This window comes from Mycobacterium sp. SMC-11 (assembly GCF_046250095.1).
Classification (GTDB): Bacteria; Actinomycetota; Actinomycetes; order Mycobacteriales; family Mycobacteriaceae; genus Mycobacterium; species Mycobacterium heraklionense_A.
On the sequence record NZ_CP176430.1, the window covers coordinates 530,127 to 551,876 of the forward strand.

Sequence of the window (21,750 nt, forward strand, 5' to 3'; positions counted from 1 at the left end):
AAAAACGGTGCTAACGTCCGCTTTGCTGAAAATCTAAGGGTTGATTCAGGTCGCACCTGGTTTCCAGTGCGCCATATCTCAGCTAGAGGAGCCGGAGTGTCGGAGCGTAGCCGCAACGGGGGAGTGCGTCCTGGTCGTGGTCGTCGGGTGTTGGGTGCCGCGACGTCGGTGGGGGCGTTTCTCGCGTTTGGGATGACGCCGGTGGTGGCGGCTCCTGCGCAGGCGGACTTCGATCTGTGGGATCCGCTGTCTTGGTTCGGTGCGGATGCCGGCGACGAGGGATTGCTTTTCGGCCCGGAAGCCGATGGCATGGCCGAGATGCTGGCGGCGGGCAGCGCTGAGTCCGCGGGAAATTGGTTGAGGTCGGCCTGGACGGCCTTTGATGAGCAGCTGTACAGCGCCATCTATGACCCGGTTCAGGCGATCATTGACAACTCGGCCAACGCTTGGTGGCTGGAGCCGTTGAACGGCCTGTTCGCCTTTGGTGACTCGTGTGGCATCGCGTGCAATGGTGCCGACGCCTACATCGATACCGACAGCGGTCAGCTGGTCGGGGCGCAGGACGGTGGCTGGCTGTTTGGTAACGGCGGCAACGGCATTGACGGTTCCGACGGTGGAGCGGCCGGGATCTTCGGTGATGGCGGCGATGGCGGCGCGGGCGCCACCGCGACGATCGACGGCCTGGTCGTGACCGGCGACGGTGGTGACGGTGGTGTGGGCGGTCTGCTGATGGGCCACGGCGGAGCTGGCGGTGCCGGTGCGGCCGCACGGATCGACACGTTGGGCAATGTGGTCGCTGCGGGCAACGGTGGCAACGGCGGTGATGGGCGGACCTGGTTCGGCATCGGCAACGGCGGCAACGGCGGCAATGGCGGCCAGGGCCTGGATGCTTCGCCTGACCAACAGGCCACCGTCGGTGGTAACGGCGGCAGCGGCGGCAGCGCGGGTATTCACACGGGTAACGGCGGTGCCGGCGGTGTGGGCGGCAATGGCGGCGCGGGAACGTGGGGCTCGGATGGCACGTTCGAGGGCAACGGAACGGGCAACGGTGAATCGGGTGCGGCCGGTGCCAGCGGTGGCAACGGTGGCAGTGGCGGCCGCGGTGCGTTCTTGATCGGCAACGGCGGTAGCGGCGGTGCCGGCGGCGTCGGTGGCCGCGGCGGGTCCGGTGGCGCTGGCGCCAACGGTGCGGACGGCACCTTTGCCGAGGGCGGCGACGGTAATGGTGTCGCCGGGGGAGATGGCGGATCCGGCGGCAGCGGTGGCTCAGGTGGTCAAGGTGGTGCGGCAGGTACGGCGCAGAACTTCTGGAGCGGCGGCAACGGTACCGGCGGCGCCGGTGGCGCCGGGGGTACGGCAGGCCGGGCCGGCGACGGAGGCAACGGTGGCAACGGTGCCTGGGGTACCGCCGGAGGGCCCACTGAAATGGGTGAACGGGCCGGCGGCAACGGCGGTGCCGGCGGCAACGGCGGCGACAACGGCACCGCTGGGAAGGGCGGAGCCGGCGGCGACAACAGTGACGGCACGCGGGCGGCCAGCGGCAACGACGGCGTGGCTGCGCGCCCGGGAGGAAACGGCGGCGACGGCGGCGACGGTGGCTACGGAGCCGGCGGGCGTGCCGATGGGTATGCCGGCGGCAACGGCGGCCGGGGCGGTGACGCCGGCAACGCCGGTTTGTACGGCGGTGACGGCGGGAACGGTAGCGATGGCGGCACGGGCTACAAGGGCGCCGGAGGCACCGGAGGAACCGGAGGAACCGGCGGCGACGCGGTCAACGGCACCGGTGGCCACGGCGGTACAGGTGGTCTGGGCGGGCCGGGTGTCTTCGGCGGCAAGGGCGGTTCCGGCGGCGACGGTGGCGACGGTCTCTACGGTGGTGGCGGCGGCGCGGGCAATGGCGGCAACGGCAGTGCCGGCCCCGGCGGTGCTGGCGGCGTAGGAGGCATCGGCTCCAGCGGTAACGACGGTGGCGCGGGCGGCAATGGCGGCAAGGGCGGCGCTGAGTACGGCGGTAGTGGCGGTGTCGGTGGGCAGGGTCACGCGGGCTCCGAGCAAGGCGACGGCGGTGACGGCGGCAACGGAGGTGACGGCGCCGCGGGCACAGGCGGGGTCTACGCCCCCGGAAGCGGCGGTGCGGGCGGCGACGGCGGCATCGTCGGACCGAACGGCGACGGGCGGGGCGGAGATGGCGGCGTCGGTGGCTACAAGGGGCGCGTCGGTGATGGCACCGGCGGTGCCGGCGGTACCGGTGGCGCGACCGGCGCACCCGGCGGTAAGGGTGGCCCCGGCGGCAAGGACGGTTCGCAGGGAACACCGGGACTCGACGGCTGAGCGACGCCTAACGTTGCCAGGAGGATCCGTTAGCGGCAACGGGAGTTTCGTGGTCTTTGACTCGAAACTCCTGTTCCCGCAACGTTTTGCTGGGTTCGGGGCGGCCTAGCCGACCTGCGAGATCAGTGCTTCGGTCGGCGGACGCCGCTGCGTCCAGGGCTGCACCGACTCGATCTGCGCTGCCAATGAGACCAGGGTGGCCTCGTCGTTGGCCCGGGCCACCAGGTGCACCGCCTCGGGTAGGCCGTCGGCGGCGATCCCGGTCGGGACGGAGATGGCCGGCTGACCGCTGTAGCACTGGGGGAAGGTGAACGGGATGAACTTGAGCATCCGAAGCATCGCCCGGGTCGGCCCGAGGCCCTCGAAATAGCCCACCCGCACCGGCGGGATCGCCAGCACCGGAGTCATCAAGATGTCGAAATCGGCGATCCTGCGCTGCGAGCGGGCGGTGATTCGCGGCTCCGCGGCGACGGCCCGGCGAGCCAGCCAATCCGGGACCAGTTTGCTGGTGCGAGCCTCGGCCTGCATACGCCGTTCCAGCAGTTCGGTTTTCGGGAGCCGCTCGATCTCGTGAGCGAACCCGTTCATGAACAGTGCGAGCACTGCCGCGATCCCCATGACCGGATAGACCGGGTCACGCTCGATGACCTCGTGGCCCATCGAACGCAACAGTTCTGCGGTTTCCAGCACGGGGCGGCGCACCTCGTCGCTGACGGGCACCGGCACAACGGGCTTGAAGGACATCGCGATCCGCAGCCGTCGCGGATGCGCCAGTAGTGCCTCCATCAGTGGTGGCGCCGTCGGCGGCGAGGGAATCTCGTCGTCGGGTTCGGGACCGGTCATCGCGTCGTGCAGCAGCGCCGCATCCATCACGCTGCGGGCCAACGGCCCAATGTGGTTGAGCCCGTGGAACCGATACGCCCGCTCCGGTGACTCTTTGGTACTGATCCGGCCGCGCTGGCCCTTCAGGCCTACCAGCCCGCAGCAGGCGGCCGGAATGCGGACCGAGCCGCCGCTGTCGCTGCCGGTAGCACCGGGCACCATGCCGGAGGCGACTGCTGCCGCCGAGCCGCCGCTGGAGCCGCCCGGGGTCCGGTAGAGATCCCACGGGTTACGGGTCACTCCCCAGGTCGCCGATTCGCTCACCGGGTAGGCGCCGAATTCCGAGAGGTGAGTCTTGCCGATGATCACCGCGCCGGCAGCTCGGAGCCGTCGCACGGCTGCGCTGTCGGCGCTCGCCGGGCCGACGTCAATTCCGGTGCCACACATCGAGGAAACACCCGCCACGTCGGTGTCGTCCTTTACCGCGATCGGCACACCCGCCAACGGCAGTGCCTCGCCGGCCGCCAGTCGCTGCTCGACGTGCGCCGCTTCGGCCATCGCCTGATCACCCATCACGGTGCGAAAGACGTTCAAAACCGGGTCAAGCCGGGCGATTCGATCCAGGTACAGGGTCACCAGCTCGCGCGGCGACACCTCACGCGCGCGCACCAACTGCGCCAAGCGCGCGACGCCGGCGAAGGCCAAGTCATCATCGTGCGCGGCAGACATCATTGCGTCCTTTCCCCCGCGGACAACGATACCTACCGTGCGCTGGCGTAAACGTGTGTCCGCGTTGGCGACACACTGAGAACTACCGAGTGGTCAGTTCCCCGCCGCAGGCTCGATGTTGTGGTTCAAGGTGAATCGGTTGGCCGGGTCCAGGCGTGCCTTGAGTTCGGCGAGACGTTGGTATCCGGCGTCACCGAATGTCGCTCGGATGCGGTCTTGCCCTTCGTCGCCGACGAAGTTCAGGTAGGCGCTGTCCGGGCCCAGTGGCCGCAGTATCTCGAAGGCCTGCCGGGCCCACGCCGTGCAGCGTGCGCTTTCGCCCGCGTCGGTCCACGTCGCCATCAGATGAATGATGTACGGGTGTTCGCGGGCGACGATGGCCGTCGACTCCTCCGGAACCCGGCTGGCGTACCCGCCGAGCCGGATCAGGTGCAGCCGGGTCTGCGCCGAGGGGCGCGACCGCCCCAGCAGGGCGATGCGCCGGATCGCCTCGTCGGTGAGCTCGGTGACGAACAGCGATTTCCAGTAGTTCAGCCAGCCGTAGGGCGCCGTGTAGTCCAGGGCCTGCTGCCAGGTCGAGTAGTCCAGCTTGTGCTGCACGGCCACCACCGGCTTGGCCGCCACGCCGCGAACGTTGAGCAGGGCGCTTACGTCGTCGCTGCCGATCGCATCGGTGCGCGTGGAACAGGCCAGCACGTTGACCAGCGACTGGCCCGTGGTGAAGTCGGAGGAGAAATCCAGGATGGACGCCAGGTGGTCGGGTGCGTTGTCCATCTGGGCACGGAAGTGCCGCAGGGCCGCCTCGGCATCGGCATCGGGGTAGGACTGCACACCGGCCACCACGCCGCCGATCGGGTGCAGGCGCAGCACGAACTGGGCTACCACACCGAAGTTGCCGCCGCCGCCGCGCAGGCCCCACAGCACGTCGGCGTTCTCGGTCTCGCTGACCGTCAATACCTCGCCGGATGCGGTCACCAGTGTTGCGCCGATCAGGTTGTCGCAGGTCATGCCGTGGGCGCGGGAGAGCCACCCGATGCCGCCGCCGAGCGAGAATCCGCCGACGCCGGTGGTCGAGACCACCCCGCCGGGGCAGGCCAGGCCGTGCTTGCTGGTGACCGGGTCCACGTCACCCCAGGTGGCGCCGGCGTCGACGTAGGCGATCCGGGCTTGGGCGTCGACCCGCACTCCGCGCATCTGCGTCAGGTCGATGACGATGCCGCCGTCGGTGGCCGAGTGGCCGGCGACGCTGTGACCGCCGCTGCGCACCGCGATCTGGGCACCCGATTCCACGGCATAGCGCACAGCGGCGACGATGTCGTCCTGCGAGCGGCACTGCAGTACTACGCGCGGGCGCTTGTCGATCAGACCGTTGAAGACTTGGCGCACCTCGTCGTAGCGAGCATCACCCGGGTAGACGGCGTCGCCGGTGAAGCCTGGGACGGTGGGGGTGGTGGCTGTCATCGCATCCTTAACGGGTCAGCGCGGCGAGCTCACTCGTCGCGGAGTTCAGTCGCCGGAGTGGACCGAGTGCTCTTCCAGGCGGGGATGATGGCCGCGAAAACCGCGGCGACGGTGGCCAGCACGGCGTAGACCACCGCGTCGGTCCAGGGGAACACCAGCGGCGTGACCAGCCCGACGTTGACGACGGCTGCCCGCCGCACCGCCTCGGAGATCGCGATGGCGAGCACCGCGCCGAACAGTCCGCCGGCGGCGCCGGCGACGACGGCCTCAATGGTGGTAATGCTGAACACGCGCAGCCGGGTGGCACCCAGCGCCTGGATCAGCGCCACCTCGCGTCTGCGGCGGATTCCGACCAGCAACAGCGTCGACAGCACCGAGATGAAGGCGATCGCGAGCAGCCCGTACTTCAGGGTGTTCAGCGGCGTGAGGTAGCGGCCGATGGAGGCTGCGATGTCGGCTGCGTAGCCGTCGGTGTCCACCGCGGTGAGCGGCTGGTCGAACTGCGCGGCCTTGATGTTTTCGATGACCTGATCGGCGCTGAACCCGGACTCGGGGGTGGCGAAGATCAGGCCGGCGGGCTGAGGACCGTAGATTTGCTCGGCGACCGCGTAGGGCATGTATATCCGGCGTCCGCCGTATTCGGGCGTGGCCACAATGGTGCCGATGCTCATGGCTTGCGCGTCGAGTCCACTTCCAAATACAAGAGTGTCACCGATGTGGAGATTCTTCTCGCGCGCCAGGACGCTGCCGATGACGACCTGATTGGCTTTCTGGCTTGCCTCCGGGGATTGCCCCGCGAGTAATCCGAACGGAAATGTCGGCCGATCCTGCGCCTGAATATGCGCCAACGATCCGTCTTTGAGACTGATCTCGATTTCAGCCATCCGCTCGGTCTTTTCCACCCCGGCCACGGAGTTCAGTTTGTTGACCGTCTGCGGAGCGAATCGGGCGTCAATGGGTCCGTAGTCGGCGAACTGTGTCGTGGTGATGGCAATGCGGCCGTCCGCCTGCGATTCGGCGACCTTGGTGGCGCCGATGTGGATCGCCACCAGGAATCCGGACAGCAGGATCGCGACCACGACGGGCACCGCGATAGCTCCGGAGATGGCCGCGGTGCGTGACCGGTCCGAGCGCAGCGCGTTGAGCGCGATGGTCAGCGTGGCCCCGTTCGCCTTGTCCGGCCGCGGGCGCAGGCTGGTGATCGCCTGCGCGCTCAAGTACGCCGTGGCCAGTAGGAGACCGACGAGGGCGACGACCGCGCCGGCATCGGCGATCATGGCCTGCCAGGCGACCAGAGCCCCGGACAGGGTGGCCAGTCGAGCCGCGATGACGCCGGACAGCCCGATCGCGAGCAGCAGCAGCGCCTTGAACCAGATCTTGCGCTGCGTGGTCTGTTCCTGCGCTGCGCGCCCCGACAGCTCGGCCGCGATGGGAGTGTTGGACGCCGACAGGGCGGGGCCGATCGCGGCGCCCACCGCCAGCAGGATGCCGGCCAGGACGCCGACCACCAGGATCGCCGGCTTGAGGATCACCGGGACGGTGACGCCGACGAAGCGCTCGGTCAGCTCGCTGGCGCTGGCCACGATCGGTTCGGAGATCACGATGCCGGTCAGCACGCCCATCGCCGAGCCCACCGCACCCAACAGTGCAGCCTCGCTGAGGAATCCGGTCATGATCGACGCCGGCGAGGCCCCCAATGCCGACGCGATCGCGATCTCGCGTCGGCGCTCTTCCACCGAGAGCCGGGTGATCTGGGTGATCAGGATGACCCCGACGCCGATCGAGATCAGCGCGAAGATCCCCAGCAGGGGCAGCAGCACGTCGTTGACGTTGTAGCCCTTCGCCGGCTCGCTGCGGGGCTGCACGCTGTACGTGGGCCCGAGCGTGGTCTTCAGCCGCTGCTGGACCTCATCGGCGTTGGCGCCGGAGTCCAGGGTCACGTACAGCATGTCCACCCGGTCGCCGCGGGCGAACTGCACCTTGGCCATGCTCAGCGGCAGCACCGCCACCAGGCCGTTGTTGACGTCGTCGAGGTCGGCCACCCGCTGGAACTTCTCCACCGACAGCTGCCCGACATCGGTGACCAGGGTCGCCGAGGCGTCCAGGGAGTCGCCCAGGGTCTTCGAGATCGCCGGCGGGGGTTCGGCCTGCCCGGTCTGGCAGACCTTCGGGTCGACGATCCACTGAGCGGAGCAGTCCACGCCCAGGCCCAGCCCGAAACTCTCTTTGCCGTCGTTGCGGATCATGGTCACACCCCGGATGACCGGCACCACGGCCGCCACCCCGGGCACGGCCCGGGAGTCTTCGACGACGGCGGGACTGATGCCGCCGCGGGTGGCCGCCCCCACGACGCGCAGCGGGGCGGGCCCGGCGATCTGGTAGCCGACGTCTTCGACGGCCTTGGAGACGCTGGTGACCTCGATCATGACGGCCACGACGACTGCCACACCGCCGCCGAGTGAGAATGCCGCCAGTGCGGCCCGGAATGCGTGTTTACGGACGGCGCGGAAGTTGATTATCCGCAGCAGGCCGAATGTCGCGGCTAATGTTCCGCGAGCCATGTCACATTGTTTGCCGCGTGAGCCATTCCGCTGTCGGTCTCAACTTCACCGTCGAGCAATGAAATCAGACGAGGAGCGTCGTCAGCTATTTTCCGGTCGTGGGTCACCAAAACAATTGTCTGGCCGGCCGCATTCAAGTTATACAACGCGTCAATAACCCGTTGGCCATTTACGGTGTCGAGATTGCCGGTCGGTTCGTCGGCGAGAATCACGTCGGGTTTCATGAAAAGCGCCCGGGCGACGGCCACGCGCTGTTGTTCGCCGCCGGACAATTCCGACGGGACGCGCTTGGACTTGGCGGCCAGGCCGACCTGGTCGAGCAGGCTCATCGCATGCGCGTGCTGGGCGCGGCCGGATTTGCCTGCCAGCAGGCCCGGGAGCATCACATTCTCGACTACTGAAAGGCCCGCCAGAAGGTTGAAGGCTTGGAAGACGTAGCCGAGTGTCTGACATCGCACGGTGGCCAGCTGCTTGCGGGAGAGCTGCGAGACGCTCTGGCCGTTGATGAGGACGTCGCCACTGGTAGGCATGTCCAACAGGCCGAGGATGCTCAGCAGGGTGGACTTGCCCGAACCCGACGGGCCGACCATGGCGACGAATTCGCCGCGAGTTATCTGGATATCGATGTTGCGCAAAATCGGCGTGGCGGTATCGCCCTCACCGAACTGTTTGTTGAGTTTGCGCGCTTCAAGGACCACGGGAGGCCTAAGAACGACCGGCGGCGTGTGCCCGTTCCGGTTGAGCTCCATATCCACGGTATGCATCTCGGTCCTGATCATGAATCTCCGGCGGGCGTCGTAAAATACCGATCATGCCCGCGTTGGGCGCGTTTCTCAATTCAGTACGCACTCCGCGAAGTTGGTGCGCTACGCGGCGCTATGGGCCGATCATACCGGCGTGGGTCGCCTGCCGAAAATCGTTCGGTCGTGACCCCGACCACCGGCGGCCGTCGCGCTACCTGGCTGATCCCGCCGTCAGCTCGCGCGCCCGGCAACCTCGTGCCGGCGAAAAAGCGCCAGCTGACCTGCGGCGATCCGAGTCATGAATTTGCGGCCACCCAAGTGCACGTTGCTCCGGTCAGGTGCGCCGAGCCGCCCGGGTGGCGGGGTGAACAGCCACCAGGCCGAGTTCGTTACGTCGCTCGCAGATCGCCGCCAACTCGGCATACGCCTTGGCCCCGAGCAACTCGGTCAGCTCGGGCGCCAGGCTCTGCCAGACCTGCCGGGCGCCGACGTGTGCCGCCGGGTCGCCGGTGCAGTACCAGTTCAGGTCCTCACCACCCGGGCCCCAGCCGCGCCGATCGAATTCGGTGATCGTGGTCTTGAGGATTTCGGTGTCGTCGGGGCGGGTGACCCAATCCTGGCTGCGCCGGATCGGCAGCTGCCAGCACACCTCGGGCTTCATCGTCAGGGGTTCCACACCGAGCCGGACGGCCTTGATGTGCAGTGCGCAGCCCGCACCGCCGGCGAATCCCGGCCGGTTCAGGAAGATACAGGCGCCCTTGACGGTGCGGGTACGCAGTTGTTGCTCACCGTCGTTCTCGTCGTATTCCAGGTAACCCTTGCGGCCCAGACCTTTGTCGCGCAGCTGCCAGTCGTCCTCGGTGAGTTGGGCGACCGCGTCATCGAGGTTGGCTCGGTCGTCGTCGTCACAGAGGAACGCACCGTGTGAACAGCACCCGTCGTCGGGGCGGCCGGCCACGATGCCCTTGCAGGCGGGGGTGCCGAAAACACAGGTCCAGCGGGACAGCAGCCAGGTGAGGTCGGCGGCGATCAGGTGTTCGGGGTTGTCGGGGTCGTAGAACTCCACCCATTCGCGGGGGAAGTCCAGATCGACTTCACCGGGATGGGAGCGGTGCTGCGCGGGGGTCACGAAACTCCACGCTAGACCAGAAATTCACGTTGCCTCACCATGTCCGGGCCTCGCCCCACTAAGTTGGGTGCGTGCGATTAGGGGTGCTCGACGTCGGCAGCAACACCGTCCACCTGTTGGTGGTGGATGCCCACCGTGGTGGTCACCCGACCCCGATGAGCTCGACCAAGGCCACGTTGCGCCTGGCCGAGGCGACCGACAGTTCCGGCAAGATCACTCGGCGCGGAGCCGACAAACTGGTGTCGACGGTGAGCGAATTCGCCACGATCGCAGCGAGTTCGGGTTGTGCCGAGTTAGTGGCGTTCGCCACCTCGGCGGTGCGCGACGCGTCCAACTCCGAGGAAGTGTTGGCGCGGGTGCGGTCGGAGGCCGGTGTCGAGTTGCAGGTGCTCGCCGGCGAGGACGAATCCCGGCTGACGTTTCTGGCGGTGCGGCGCTGGTTCGGCTGGAGTGCCGGGCGGATCAACAACCTCGACATCGGTGGTGGCTCGCTGGAGATGTCCAGCGGTGTCGACGAGGAGCCGGACGTGGCGCTGTCCCTGCCGTTGGGTGCCGGGCGGCTCACCCGGGAGTGGCTGACCGAAGACCCGCCCGGCCGGCGTCGGGTGGCCATGCTGCGGGACTGGTTGGACACCGAGTTGGCAGGTGCCGCAGCGGCCGTGTTGGAGGCCGGGCCGCCCGATCTGGCGGTCGCGAGCTCCAAGACGTTTCGTTCGCTGGCGCGGCTCACCGGGGCGGCGCCGTCGGCCGCCGGCCCGCGCGTCCGGCGCACATTGACCGCCACTGGCCTTAGGCAGCTCATATCATTCATCTCTAGGATGACCACGGCTGATCGGGCCGAATTGGAAGGGGTGAGCGCCGAGCGAGCGCCACAGATCGTGGCGGGTGCTCTGGTGGCGGAAGCGAGCATGCGAGCGCTGTCGATCGAAACGGTGGAGATTTGCCCGTGGGCGCTGCGGGAGGGCTTGATCCTGCGCAGACTCGACAGTGAAGCCGACGGTGTCACCCTGTTCGGATCCCCGGCGGCGGATATGGCCGCGGCGCGGTCAAAGGGAGGGCACCGATGAGTGGACCCAAGCCTGACCCCCGCGACGTCGAGACGCGACCCATCTCGGTTGCCGAACTGCTCGCCAAGAACGGCAATATCGGTGCCCCGCCGGTCACCGGGCGACGCCGGCGCCGGCGCGGCAATGCCGACGCCGTGACGGTCGCCGAACTGACGGGCGAGATCCCGATCATCCGCGACGAGGCTCCGCCCGAGGTTGAGGCCGCGCCTCCGCCGTCGGCAAGTACCGACGGTGAGCCGAGTGGCGCTCTGCCCGTCGGTCCGGCACCCGGCTTCGTCGAGGAGGACCGACCGGCGACCGGGCCGCGTCCCGTGCAGCGGGTGGAACCCGCCAAGCGGCCGGCAGCCGAGCCGCGCTGGCCCAAGTCCTCGCCACAGGTGCCACGTGGCAGCGGACCTGAGCAAAGTGCCTACCCCCGACCGATGCGTCGAACCGACCCACCGCCCGCGGCAGAGAACGGCCAGCCGGACGAAACCCGGCCGACCGGCTCGGGTGCCGAACGGATGCGGCCCGATCCGGTTGATACCTATACCGATATCGCTGTCGACGTCATGGAGGGCGACGTTCGCGATGCCGAATTACCGACCGGGGACTCCGCATTCGTACGGTCGTTCCTGACCAAGGGACGCTCGACCGGACGAGCGGGCGGCTCCGCCCTGGTTGCCGACGCCGACGGGGACGCCGAGGCTGACGGCGCCGACAGCGCCGAGGCGGCCGCTGAGGCCGAGCCGGCCGACGAGTACGTCGGCCGTCCGGGTGTGGTGGGCGGCTTGCTGGTGGTGCTGCAGTCGATCCTGGCGGTGGCGTTCGGCGGCGGCCTGTTCATCGTTTTCGACCAACTGTGGCGGTGGAACAGCATCGTGGCCTTGGTGCTCACGGTCCTGGTCACGCTCGGTCTGGTGGCCGCGGTGCAGGCAGTCCGCAAGACCGTCGACATCGTCAGTACGTTGATCGCGGTCGCGGTCGGTTTGCTGGTTACGTTGGGGCCGCTGGCGTTGCACGCTAATTAGCCGTTCACTATTACTTCGTGCGCCCTGCCATCAAGGTCGGATTGTCGACCGCTTCGGTCTACCCGCTACGGGCCGAGGCTGCCTTCGAGTATGCGGCCCGGCTCGGCTACGACGGCATCGAACTGATGGTGTGGGGGGAGTCGGTCAGCCAGGACATCGGCGCCGTCCGGCGGTTGTCGCACAAGTACCGGGTGCCGGTGCTGTCGGTGCACGCACCGTGTCTGTTGATCTCACAACGGGTGTGGGGTTCCAACCCGATCTCCAAGCTGGAGCGCAGCGTCCGGGCCGCGGAGCAGCTCGAGGCCCAGACCGTGGTGGTGCATCCGCCGTTTCGCTGGCAGCGACGCTACGCCGAGGGCTTCAGCGATCAAGTCGCCGAATTGGAGGCCACCAGTGATGTGGCGGTGGCGGTGGAGAACATGTTCCCGTTCCGCGCCGACCGGTTCTTCGGGGCCGATCAGTCCCGCGAACGAATGCGTCGCCGCGGAGGCGGTCCGGGAGCGGGGATTTCGGCGTTTGCGCCGTCCCACGATCCACTCGACGGCAACCATGCGCACTACACCTTGGACCTGTCGCACACCGCGACCGCTGGCGCCGACGGGTTGGAGATGGCGCGCCGGATGGGCTCGGGGCTGACACACCTGCACCTGTGCGACGGCACCGGCCTGCCGGCCGATGAGCATCTGGTGCCCGGCCGCGGTGACCAGCCGACTGCCGAGGTGTGTCAGCTGCTGGCCGCCAGTGACTTCACCGGTCACGTGGTGCTGGAAGTGACCACCTCGCAGGCGCGTTCGCCGCACGAGCGCGAGGCGCTGCTGACCGAATCGCTGCAGTTCGCCCGGACGCATCTGCTGCGCTGATCGCCTGATCGCTGAGATACAAGGAGCCCACGCGTGACCTCTTCCACGCTGTTCACCGATGCCATGACCCTGGTGCGCATCGACGGCCAGGACGACAGTGACGACGTCGCGTCGTTTACCGGTGAGCTCAACGAGCACTGGACCATCGGCCCGAAGGTGCACGGTGGGGCGATGCTGGCGTTGTGCGCCAACGCCGCCCGCACTGCCCACGGTGGCGGACTGCAACCGGTCGCGGTGTCGGCCAGCTATCTGTGGGCACCCGATCCCGGCCCGATGCAGCTGGTGACCACGATCCGCAAGCGTGGCCGCCGGGTCAGCCTCGTCGACGTCGAACTCAACCAGGGCGAGCGCACCGCGGTGCGTGCCGCCATCACGCTCAGTGAGCCGGAGCACCAGGCGCCGCCACTGCTGTCGTTCAACCCGGTGGTGCCGCTGATGACGCCGGAGCCTCCGCCGGGCCTGGAGCCGATCGGTCCGGGCCACCCGATGGAACACATCGTGCACCTGGCGCACGGCTGCGATATCCGGCCGGCGCTGACCACGCTCGGCCCCCGCTCGGACGGCGGCCCGCCGGTGATCGAGATGTGGGTGCGACCCAAGGATGCCGCGCCCGACGTGCTCTTCGCGCTGCTGTGCGGCGATGTGTCGGCTCCGGTGACATTCGCGGTCAACCGCAACGGCTGGGCGCCCACCGTGCAGCTCACCGCCTACCTGCGGGCCATCCCGGCCGACGGCTGGCTGCGCGTGATCTGCAGCTGCGTGCAGATCGGCCAGGACTGGTTCGACGAGGACCACACCGTGGTCGACTGCGAGGGCCGCATCGTGGTGCAGACCCGCCAGTTGGCGATGGTGCCTGCGCGGTAGCGGGGCGACCCGCCTGCGGACTGGGCTTCAGCGCGCTGGCAGGCCGGGTCTGAAATGCTGTCGCCATGACCAGAATCGCGATCATCGGTGGCGGCAATATGGGCGAAGCGTTGCTGGCGGGGCTGCTGGCTGCGGGCCGCCCGGTCAAGGACCTGGTGGTCGCCGAGCGGTACGGCGAGCGGGCCCGGCAGCTGTCCGAGAAGTACTCGGTCCTGGTGACCACGGTCGCCGACGCGATCGAGAACGCCTCCGTCGTGATCGTCGCGGTGAAGCCACAGGATGTGGACGCCGTGGTCGAGGAGTTCGCCAAGAGCGTCACGGCCGCCTCCGGGGACAACGCCGAGCAGGTGCTGGTCACGATCGTCGCCGGACTCACCACCGGGTACGTGGAGTCCAAGCTCCCGGCCGGAGCTGCGGTGGTGCGCGTGATGCCCAACACCCCGGTCAAGGTCGGCGCCGGCGCCAGCGCGCTGGCAAAGGGCCGGTTCGCTAGTAGTGAGCAGGTCAGCGAGGTCGCTGCGCTGTTCGAGTGCGTCGGGACGGTGGCGATCGTTCCGGAGGAGCAAATGGACGCCGTCACCGCGGTATCGGGCTCCGGGCCGGCCTACTTCTTCTTGGTGGTCGAGGCGCTGGTGGATGCCGGGGTGGCGGCCGGATTGAGTCGGCAGGCGGCCACCGACTTGGCGGTGCAGACGATGGCCGGTTCGGCGCAGATGCTGCTGGAGGAGCGCGGTGAGAGCGAGGGGGCGTCGAATGCGGGTATCGACACCGCCCCGACCCACCTGAGAGCGATGGTGACTTCGCCGGGAGGGACCACTGCGGCCGCACTGCGTGAATTGGAGGCCGGTGGCCTGCGGACCTCGATCGATCGGGCGGTGCAGGCCGCAAAAACACGCTCTGAGCAGCTAAGAATTACATCAGAGTAATTCACTTATTTTTCACATATTGGCTCTCACTAGTCGCAGGAACCCCATCCGTCCCGCTATTCTCCTCTATGTCTGTGCGTGTGGGCGCAGCGGAGGGGAAGCCGCTGAGACTGCACGTGCCTGATTGAAATGGGTAACGATGACGTCTGCGAACGGGCCTTCGGCGCGTGACACGACACAATTTCTCACCGTGGCCGAGGTGGCTGCGTTGATGCGGGTCAGCAAGATGACGGTGTACCGCCTGGTGCACAACGGCGAGCTGCCCGCGGTACGGGTGGGACGGTCCTTCCGGGTGCACGCCAAGGCGGTGCACGACCTACTGGAGACCTCCTTCTTCGACGCGGGCTAAAGAGCCGGTCGACCGGTAAGCGCCCCCCGGGCGTCGCCGCACGGCGACGCCCGGGGTCGGCTGTCTTGGTGGCCTTGTGGTCGGGGCCAGGTGCGGTTTTCCGGTCCGTGCCTGCCTACGGGTAAAGTAACCGGGTCGATCAAGTTCAGCAGCGCCCATTCGGCGGCGCGGGCAGAAGCAGATAGCGGAGTTCATGGGTTCAGTCATCAAGAAGCGGCGCAAGCGCATGTCGAAGAAGAAGCACCGCAAGCTGCTTCGCCGTACCCGCGTGCAGCGCAGAAAACTCGGTAAGTAACTCCGCCCGGGTCTGTCCAGGCCCCCCGAGCCGTGCCGAGCGTGAAGTTAGCTTCGCGCTCGCGCACCGGGTGTGACGTTGGCTGCACGCTCGACAACGGGCCGCTCGTCGGTATTGCTTTTCCGGCGTGGCCGTTAGGCTGACGGGGTGGACGAGGCCGGACCCCCGAGCGACGGCACGCGAAGTGACGCCCGGCATTACCCCAAGGTTGTGTTGGTCACCGGTGCGTGCCGGTTCCTGGGTGGATTCCTCACCGCAAGGCTCACGCAGAACCCGTTGATCAATCGGGTGATCGCTGTGGATGCGGTCATGCCGAGCAAGGACATGCTGCGCCGGATGGGGCGCGCCGAGTTCGTCCGTGCCGACATCCGTAACCCCTTTATCGCCAAGGTGATTCGAAACAGCGAGGTCGACACCGTCGTGCACGCAGCGGCGGCGTCGTACGTGCCGAGGTCCGGTGGTGGGGCGGCGCTCAAAGAGTTCAACGTGATGGGCGCGATGCAGCTGTTCGCCGCCTGTCAGAAGGCGCCTTCGGTGCGGCGCGTGGTGCTCAAGTCGACCTCGGAGGTCTACGGGTCGTGCTCGCGCGACCCGGTGTTGTTCTCCGAGGACAGCACCAGTCGCCGTCCTCCGACGCAGGGGTTCCCCCGCGACAGCATCGACATCGAGGGCTATGCCCGGGGGCTGGGTCGGCGTCGGCCCGACATCGCGGTCACCATCCTGCGGATGGCCAACATGATCGGTCCGGCCATGGACACCGCCCTGTCGCGCTACCTCGCCGGCCCCCTGGTCCCGATGGTGCTGGGCCGAGACGCACGCCTGCAGCTGCTGCACGAGCAGGACGCGCTGGGCGCCCTGGAACGGGCCACCATGGCCGGCAAGGCCGGCACGTTCAACGTCGGCGCCGACGGGATCATCATGATGTCGCAGGCGATCCGCAGGTCAGGGCGCGTTCCAATGCCACTGCCGGGTGTCGGGCTGTGGGTCATGGATTCGCTGCGCCGGGCGAACAACTACACCGAGATCAACCGGGAGCAGCTGGATTATTTGAGCTTTGGCCGGGTGATGGACACGACTAGAATGCGAACCGAACTCGGGTACAGCGCCAAATGGACCACCGCCGAGGCTTTTGATGACTACGTGCGGGGTCGGGGGCTGAACCCGATCGTCGATCCCAAGTGGGTCCGTTCGGTGGAGCGGCGAACAGTGAGCGCAGCGCAGCGCATGGGGGATATCAGCTTCACCAGGGTGCGGGGAGGTTAGCGCTATGGCTGATGATTCGAAGGCGAAAGTCATTCCGCTGCACAAGCATTCGAGTTCACTGCGCAGGCATCCGTCGGCGCTGGCGGGTCCCGCTGAACAGGCTTCGGCCAATCAGGTCGCCGCGGTCGTCCGTGAACTCGGCGAGCGTCGCGGCACCGCGGGGACCACCGGTGCCGCCGCGCCCACCCCGAGTGAATTCGCCCGCCGGGTGAGCGCGGTCGCCGCGTTCCTGCGAGAGCGGATCACCGGGGATTACCAGGTCGACGAATTCGGTTTCGACCCGCACTTCAACGAAGCCGTGGTGCTGCCGTTGCTGCGGGTGTTCTTCAACGACTGGTTCCGCGTCGAGGTCAGCGGCATCGAGAACCTTCCGATCGATGGGCCGGCGCTGGTGGTGGCCAACCACGCCGGAGTGTTACCGATGGACGCGCTGATGCTCTCGGTGGCGGTGCGTGACCATCACCCCGCGCAGCGGAACCTGCGGATGCTCGCCGCCGACCTGGTATTCGACCTGCCGGTGATCGGCCCGACCGCCCGTAAGGCGGGCCACACCATGGCGTGCACCTCCGATGCCAACCGGTTGCTGGAGGCCGGCGAGCTGACCGCCGTCTTCCCGGAGGGCTACAAGGGCCTGGGCAAGCGGTTCAAGGACCGCTACAAGCTGCAGCGGTTCGGTCGCGGCGGCTTCGTCTCGGCGGCCCTGCGCACCCAGGCGCCGATCGTGCCGTGCTCGATCGTCGGCTCCGAGGAGATCTACCCGATGATCGCCGACGTCAAGCTGTTGGCCCGATTGCTGGGCGTGCCCTATTTCCCGATCACGCCGCTGTTTCCGCTGGCTGGTCCGGCCGGGCTGGTGCCGATGCCGTCGAAGTGGCACATCGCCTTTGGTGAACCGATTGAGACCACCGACTACGAGGCGGGTGCCGCCGACGACCCGATGGTCACCTTCGAGCTGACCGACCAGGTGCGCGAGACCATTCAGCAGACGCTGTACCGGCTGCTCGCCGGTCGCCGCAACATGTTCTTCGGCTGAGCACCGCGACTCTGCACCTCACCAGCACCGATAGGCGCGGCCGCTCCTTGAGATTGCCGTCAGGGCTGTGCATGTCGCCGCGTCCACGACCCTGGACGCAATCTCAACGTGCTTGGACGCCTACTTTTTGCCCAGTGCCCGATCGCGCATCGCCTCGAGGGCGGCGATCGTCGCGGCCTCGGTGTCGGCGTCCTGGTTGACCGACTCGCCGAGCATGGTGACCACGCTGGTCACCACCGGCTCGCCGTTCTCATCGGTGACCTCGCTGCGGACCTCACTGACCACCGTGCCGTGCGACTCGATCACCGAGTCCAGGTAGGTATCGAAGAACAACTTGTCACCGGCCACGATCGGCCGGTGGAAGGTGAACTTCTGGTCGCGGTGCAACACCCGGGCGATGTTGATCGGAATGTCGAATTTCTCGAAGATCTCCAGCTGCACCTGACGCCCGGCAACCGCCAGGAACGTCAGCGAAGCCACCAGCCCCGGATGCCCGGCTTCGGTGGCAGCGGCCTCGTCGAAATGGGCTGGGTGGTCATCTTTGACGGAGCGGGCGAACTCGCGAATCTTCTCCCGGCCGACCTCGAAATAGTCCGGGAACCGGTAGTGCGTTCCGATGACTCCCTGCGATTCGGTGTGTACTGACATGCCGGTTTACCCCTCCGCTCGCCGTGGTGCTCGGCGGCGGAAGCCTATCAGCGAGCAGGTCAGGCGCGCTCGTTCCGGTGCGCCACGGCCGCAGCCAGGGCCCCTCCGACAGCCCCCAGCGCCAGCGCCGACGGCACGCCGATCCGCGCCGCCCGCCGCGCGGTACGGAAGTCGCGGATCTCCCATCCCCGCTTGCGTGCCGTCTCCCGCAACGCGGCGTCGGGGTTGATCGCCACCGCCGTGCCGACCAGCGACAGCATCGGCACGTCGTTGAAGCTGTCGGAGTAGGCGGTGCAACGGCGCAGGTTCAGCCCCTCCCGGATCGCCAGGGACCGCACCGCGTGGGCTTTACCGGGCCCGTGCAGAATCTCGCCGACCAGCCGGCCGGTGAACACCCCGTCGACCGACTCCGCGACGGTGCCCAGCGCGCCGGTCAATCCGAGCCGGCGGGCGATGGTTTCGGCCAGCTCGTAGGGGGTCGCGGTGACCAGCCACACCTGCTGCCCGGCGTCGAGGTGCATCTGGGCCAACTCGCGGGTGCCGGGCCAGATCTTGTCGGCGATGATCTCGTCGTAGATCTCCTCGCCCAGATCGACCAGCTCGGACACCGGTCGGCCTTCGATGAACGCCAGCGCTTTGCGCCGACCGGCCGCGACGTCGTCGCTGTTCTCCTTGCCGGTGAGCTGAAACTTGGCTTGCGCGTAGACGAACCCGATGACATCGCGGTAGGTGAAGTAGTTGCGGGCGGCCAGCCCACGGCCGAAGTGCACCATCGAGGAGCCCTGGACCAGGGTGTTGTCGACGTCGAAGAACGCGGCGGCGGTCAGGTCGACCGGTGCGGGCGTCTCGGCCTCGGCCACATCGGCGAGCGCCCGCTCTGCGTTGGCGTCGGTCAGCGATGCCACTTCGGCCGCGGATACCCCGTCGGCCGGGCCCGGTGATGCCATCACCCGACTCCTTCCGCGTCTGGGCTCAGGGCCGGTGCTCCGGCCGTCATCAACCCTATCCGGCTGCAGGGCCGATGACCCCCAGGTGATCGCGTAGATCACCTTTGAGGTCGAACATCGAGTAGTCGCGGAAACTGAACCGCCAGACGTCATCGACCCGCTCGAACGTGTCGTGATAGCGCCCGGCGGCGATCACCTGCAGTGCTACCGCCTCAGTCTGCTGCAGCACCGTGTAATAGGACCGGCAGGATGCGGTCCCGGCGACCTCGTCGATATCGAGGATCGGGTTGGTGATCACGTGCTTGGTGCGTGGCGTGCCGTCGGCGTGAAGAGTGACCAGCCCGCGCCACAGTTGCAGGATGCCGGCGCTGTCGAGGATGACCGTGCCTTCGGGGTCGGCCTTGATCCGGGCGTGGGCGAACAGTGCCGCAGCGCCGTCGAGGTCACCGGAGTCCATCAACTCCGCATAGCGATACAGCAGATTGGTGATCGACACCGCGCTGGGGTTCATGGCTTGCTCTGTCCGCCGGGGTTAGGGGAGATGCGGCTTGTGGCCGGTCACACCGTAATTCAATGCAGCTGGGGTCGTCGCGACAATCCAGAGAACCCGGTGGTTCAGCGAGGCTCGACGGAGGAGAGGCGAAGCTGGAACCGCCGCATGGGCCCGGTGGTTCAGCGAGGCTCGACGGAGGAGAGGCGAAGCTGGAACCGCCGCATGGGCCCGGTGGTTCAGCGAGGCTCGACGGAGGAGAGGCGAAGCTGGAACCGCCGCATGGACCCGGTGGCCTGGGCGGGCCGGTGACAGCCCTGCAACACTGGAGCCATGACCCGCCACCAGGTACAGCTGCTCACCCGCGAGGGCTGCCCGGTCTGCGTGCAGGTGCACGACCAGCTGCTCCAGCTGGCGGCCGAACTCGCGTTCGACCTGCAGACAGTCGACGTCGACGCCGCCGCGGCGGCCGGGGACACGGGCCCGCGAGCCGAATTCGGCGACCGGTTGCCGGTGGTGCTGCTCGACGGACGAGAGCACAGTTACTGGGAGGTCGACGAGGCCCGCCTACGTGCAGATTTGGCGGGTTCATGAGGCGGTTCCAGCTTCGCCTCTCCTCCGTCGAGCCTCGCTGAACCGCTCGCTCATACGGCGGTTCCAGCTTCGCCTCTCCTTCGTCGAGCCTCGCTGAACCGCTCGCTCATACGGCGGTTCCAGCTTCGCCTCTCCTTCGTCGAGCCTCGCTGAACCGCCGAATTTGGTAGGCCAGCGCTTTAGCCTCTACCGTGGAGAGAAGTTTCTTCACGGGTGACAGCAAGGAGCGGACCAGGTGATATTGCCGTGAGCGTCCTGCTCTTCGGGGTCTCGCACCGCAGCGCCCCCGTCTCCGTACTCGAGCAACTCAGCACCGCTGAATCCGATCAGATCAAGATCGTCGAGCAGGTGCTGCAATCGCCGCTCGTCACCGAGGCGATGATCCTGTCGACCTGCAACCGGGTCGAGATCTACGCCGTCGTCGACGCCTTCCACGCCGGATTGTCGGCGATCGGACAGGTGCTCTCCGAACACTCCGGCATGTCGATGGCCGACCTGACCAAGTACGCCTACGTCCGCTACAGCGAGGCCGCCGTCGAGCACCTGTTCTCGGTGGCCAGCGGCCTGGACTCCGCGGTCGTGGGCGAACAGCAGGTCCTGGGCCAGGTACGGCGCTCCTACGCCTCCGCCGAGGCCAACAGCAGTGTCGGCCGGGTGCTGCACGAACTGGCGCAACGCGCGCTGTCGGTGGGCAAGCGGGTGCACTCCGAGACCGGAATCGACGCCGCCGGTGCGTCGGTGGTCTCGGTCGCCCTGGGTATCGCGGCCAAGCAGTGGGGTGACGACGCGCTGCAGGGACGGACCGCAGTGGTGATCGGTGCCGGGTCGATGGGCGCGCTGTCCGCGGCACATCTGGTGCGCGCCGGTGTCCAACACATCCACGTCGTCAACCGTTCGCTGCCGCGCGCTCAACGGTTGGCCCGCAAGATCCGCGAGAGCGGTGTCACGGCCGACGCGGTCGCCCTGGACCGGATGGCTGCCAGCCTGACCAGCGCCGACATCGTGGTGTCGTCCACCGGAGCGGTCAGCCCCGTCGTCTCACTGGCCGACGTGCACCACGCGCTGGCCGGGGGCACCCGCGACGAGGCGACCCAACCGCTGGTGATCTGCGACCTGGGCATGCCACGCGACGTCGACGCTGCGGTCGCCGGCTTGCCCGGAGTGCGGGTCATCGATATGGAACGGATCCAGCGCGAGCCCTCGGCGCAGGTCGCCACCGCCGACACCGAGGCCGCGCGCAACATCGTGGCCCGCGAGGTCGCCACCTATCTGGCCGGCCAGCGGATGGCCGAGGTCACCCCGACCGTGACCGCGCTGCGCCAGCGTGCCGCCGACGTGGTCACCGCCGAATTGCTGCGGCTGGATCACCGGCTGCCGGACCTGGAGGCCGCCCAGCGCGAGGAGGTGGCGCGTACCGTGCGTCGCGTCGTCGACAAGCTGCTGCACGCCCCCACGGTGCGGGTCAAACAGCTGGCCAGCTCGCCCGGCGGCGACAGCTACGCCGAGGCGTTACGCGAGCTGTTCGAGCTCGATCCGACCGCCGTGGACGCCGTCGCGACCGCCGGTGAACTGCCAGTAGTGCCGGGAGGACTTGATGTCAGCGCCGAAACCGGGTCGGCCGGGTAGAC

20 protein-coding genes are annotated in these 21,750 nt (G+C 67.9%); 12 read left to right on the plus strand and 8 right to left on the minus strand.

What is annotated here, in order from left to right:
• Positions 1-96 precede the first annotated feature (96 nt).
• The gene (locus tag ACKY0X_RS02480; protein WP_409428174.1) at positions 97-2,331 is read left to right on the plus strand and encodes a hypothetical protein; all 2,235 of its coding nucleotides are present in this window, start codon (positions 97-99) and stop codon (positions 2,329-2,331) included.
• Positions 2,332-2,436: 105 nt separating this feature from the next.
• On the opposite strand, the gene ACKY0X_RS02485 is transcribed toward ACKY0X_RS02480, so the two are convergent.
• The 5 genes from ACKY0X_RS02485 to ACKY0X_RS02505 form a co-directional block, all read right to left on the minus strand.
• Positions 2,437-3,885: an amidase family protein gene (locus ACKY0X_RS02485; protein ID WP_409428175.1), complete on the minus strand. Its 1,449-nt coding sequence runs from the start codon at positions 3,883-3,885 to the stop codon at positions 2,437-2,439.
• 90 nt (positions 3,886-3,975) lie between these two features.
• Positions 3,976-5,343, minus strand: a complete 1,368-nt coding sequence (locus ACKY0X_RS02490; protein ID WP_409428176.1) for an FAD-binding oxidoreductase — start codon at positions 5,341-5,343, stop codon at positions 3,976-3,978.
• 29 nt (positions 5,344-5,372) lie between these two features.
• Positions 5,373-7,904, minus strand: a complete 2,532-nt coding sequence (locus ACKY0X_RS02495) for an FtsX-like permease family protein (protein WP_409428177.1) — start codon at positions 7,902-7,904, stop codon at positions 5,373-5,375.
• On the minus strand, positions 7,886-8,683 hold the full coding sequence (locus tag ACKY0X_RS02500) for an ABC transporter ATP-binding protein (protein ID WP_233428654.1): 798 nt from the start codon (positions 8,681-8,683) through the stop codon (positions 7,886-7,888). The genes ACKY0X_RS02495 and ACKY0X_RS02500 overlap by 19 nt, the downstream gene beginning before the upstream one ends.
• 298 nt (positions 8,684-8,981) lie before the next feature.
• Positions 8,982-9,776, minus strand: a complete 795-nt coding sequence (locus ACKY0X_RS02505) for a hypothetical protein (RefSeq protein ID WP_409428178.1) — start codon at positions 9,774-9,776, stop codon at positions 8,982-8,984.
• Positions 9,777-9,847: 71 nt separating this feature from the next.
• Here ACKY0X_RS02505 and ACKY0X_RS02510 point away from each other — a divergent pair, with 71 nt between their 5' ends.
• From ACKY0X_RS02510 to ACKY0X_RS02550, 9 genes are all read left to right on the plus strand, one after another.
• Positions 9,848-10,843, plus strand: coding sequence for a hypothetical protein (locus tag ACKY0X_RS02510; RefSeq protein WP_409428179.1), 996 nt, complete (start codon positions 9,848-9,850; stop codon positions 10,841-10,843).
• A complete protein-coding gene (locus ACKY0X_RS02515) occupies positions 10,840-11,853 on the plus strand; it encodes a hypothetical protein (protein ID WP_409428180.1) in 1,014 nt (337 codons plus the stop codon). The genes ACKY0X_RS02510 and ACKY0X_RS02515 overlap by 4 nt, the downstream gene beginning before the upstream one ends.
• Before the next feature lie 17 nt (positions 11,854-11,870).
• Positions 11,871-12,713, plus strand: a complete 843-nt coding sequence (locus tag ACKY0X_RS02520; RefSeq protein ID WP_409428181.1) for a sugar phosphate isomerase/epimerase family protein — start codon at positions 11,871-11,873, stop codon at positions 12,711-12,713.
• Between the two features lie 33 nt (positions 12,714-12,746).
• On the plus strand, positions 12,747-13,577 hold the full coding sequence (locus ACKY0X_RS02525; protein WP_409428182.1) for a thioesterase family protein: 831 nt from the start codon (positions 12,747-12,749) through the stop codon (positions 13,575-13,577).
• Between the two features lie 65 nt (positions 13,578-13,642).
• The gene (gene proC / locus ACKY0X_RS02530) at positions 13,643-14,503 is read left to right on the plus strand and encodes a pyrroline-5-carboxylate reductase (protein ID WP_409428183.1); all 861 of its coding nucleotides are present in this window, start codon (positions 13,643-13,645) and stop codon (positions 14,501-14,503) included.
• 139 nt (positions 14,504-14,642) lie between these two features.
• The gene (locus tag ACKY0X_RS02535) at positions 14,643-14,852 is read left to right on the plus strand and encodes a helix-turn-helix domain-containing protein (protein ID WP_024442553.1); all 210 of its coding nucleotides are present in this window, start codon (positions 14,643-14,645) and stop codon (positions 14,850-14,852) included.
• 193 nt (positions 14,853-15,045) lie between these two features.
• Positions 15,046-15,147, plus strand: a complete 102-nt coding sequence (locus tag ACKY0X_RS02540; RefSeq protein WP_003402602.1) for a 30S ribosomal protein bS22 — start codon at positions 15,046-15,048, stop codon at positions 15,145-15,147.
• A 147-nt stretch (positions 15,148-15,294) separates the two neighbouring features.
• Entirely contained in the window at positions 15,295-16,410 is a 1,116-nt protein-coding gene (locus ACKY0X_RS02545; protein WP_065041449.1) for an SDR family oxidoreductase, read from the plus strand.
• A 4-nt stretch (positions 16,411-16,414) separates the two neighbouring features.
• Positions 16,415-17,443, plus strand: a complete 1,029-nt coding sequence (locus ACKY0X_RS02550) for a lysophospholipid acyltransferase family protein (protein WP_409428184.1) — start codon at positions 16,415-16,417, stop codon at positions 17,441-17,443.
• Positions 17,444-17,563: 120 nt separating this feature from the next.
• On the opposite strand, the gene ACKY0X_RS02555 is transcribed toward ACKY0X_RS02550, so the two are convergent.
• The 3 genes from ACKY0X_RS02555 to ACKY0X_RS02565 are packed head-to-tail and all read right to left on the minus strand — an operon-like array spanning position 17,564 to position 19,549.
• The gene (locus ACKY0X_RS02555; protein ID WP_065041447.1) at positions 17,564-18,091 is read right to left on the minus strand and encodes a MaoC family dehydratase N-terminal domain-containing protein; all 528 of its coding nucleotides are present in this window, start codon (positions 18,089-18,091) and stop codon (positions 17,564-17,566) included.
• A 59-nt stretch (positions 18,092-18,150) separates the two neighbouring features.
• Complete coding sequence (locus ACKY0X_RS02560; RefSeq protein WP_409428185.1) at positions 18,151-19,038, minus strand: HAD family hydrolase; 888 nt, start codon at positions 19,036-19,038, stop codon at positions 18,151-18,153.
• 55 nt (positions 19,039-19,093) lie between these two features.
• Positions 19,094-19,549: a nuclear transport factor 2 family protein gene (locus tag ACKY0X_RS02565; RefSeq protein WP_065041445.1), complete on the minus strand. Its 456-nt coding sequence runs from the start codon at positions 19,547-19,549 to the stop codon at positions 19,094-19,096.
• Positions 19,550-19,861: 312 nt separating this feature from the next.
• On the opposite strand from ACKY0X_RS02565, the gene ACKY0X_RS02570 reads away from it, so the two are divergent.
• Both ACKY0X_RS02570 and ACKY0X_RS02575 read left to right on the plus strand, forming a co-directional pair.
• Complete coding sequence (locus tag ACKY0X_RS02570; protein WP_409428186.1) at positions 19,862-20,122, plus strand: glutaredoxin family protein; 261 nt, start codon at positions 19,862-19,864, stop codon at positions 20,120-20,122.
• A gap of 246 nt (positions 20,123-20,368) precedes the next feature.
• Positions 20,369-21,748, plus strand: coding sequence for a glutamyl-tRNA reductase (locus ACKY0X_RS02575; RefSeq protein ID WP_409428187.1), 1,380 nt, complete (start codon positions 20,369-20,371; stop codon positions 21,746-21,748).
• Positions 21,749-21,750: the final 2 nt, after the last annotated feature.

Bases quoted from the DNA above. Each gene is read 5' to 3' on its own strand.
- ACKY0X_RS02485 (WP_409428175.1), bottom strand. From the start codon at position 3,885: ATGATGTCTGCCGCGCACGATGATGACTTGGCCTTCGCCGGCGTCGCG.
- ACKY0X_RS02490 (WP_409428176.1), bottom strand. From the start codon at position 5,343: ATGACAGCCACCACCCCCACCGTCCCAGGCTTCACCGGCGACGCCGTC.
- ACKY0X_RS02495 (WP_409428177.1), bottom strand. From the start codon at position 7,904: ATGGCTCGCGGAACATTAGCCGCGACATTCGGCCTGCTGCGGATAATC.
- ACKY0X_RS02500 (WP_233428654.1), bottom strand. From the start codon at position 8,683: ATGATCAGGACCGAGATGCATACCGTGGATATGGAGCTCAACCGGAAC.
- ACKY0X_RS02515 (WP_409428180.1), top strand. From the start codon at position 10,840: ATGAGTGGACCCAAGCCTGACCCCCGCGACGTCGAGACGCGACCCATC.
- proC (WP_409428183.1), top strand. From the start codon at position 13,643: ATGACCAGAATCGCGATCATCGGTGGCGGCAATATGGGCGAAGCGTTG.
- ACKY0X_RS02535 (WP_024442553.1), top strand. From the start codon at position 14,643: ATGACGTCTGCGAACGGGCCTTCGGCGCGTGACACGACACAATTTCTC.
- ACKY0X_RS02540 (WP_003402602.1), top strand. From the start codon at position 15,046: ATGGGTTCAGTCATCAAGAAGCGGCGCAAGCGCATGTCGAAGAAGAAG.
- ACKY0X_RS02550 (WP_409428184.1), top strand. From the start codon at position 16,415: ATGGCTGATGATTCGAAGGCGAAAGTCATTCCGCTGCACAAGCATTCG.
- ACKY0X_RS02555 (WP_065041447.1), bottom strand. From the start codon at position 18,091: ATGTCAGTACACACCGAATCGCAGGGAGTCATCGGAACGCACTACCGG.
- ACKY0X_RS02560 (WP_409428185.1), bottom strand. From the start codon at position 19,038: ATGGCATCACCGGGCCCGGCCGACGGGGTATCCGCGGCCGAAGTGGCA.
- ACKY0X_RS02565 (WP_065041445.1), bottom strand. From the start codon at position 19,549: ATGAACCCCAGCGCGGTGTCGATCACCAATCTGCTGTATCGCTATGCG.
- ACKY0X_RS02570 (WP_409428186.1), top strand. From the start codon at position 19,862: ATGACCCGCCACCAGGTACAGCTGCTCACCCGCGAGGGCTGCCCGGTC.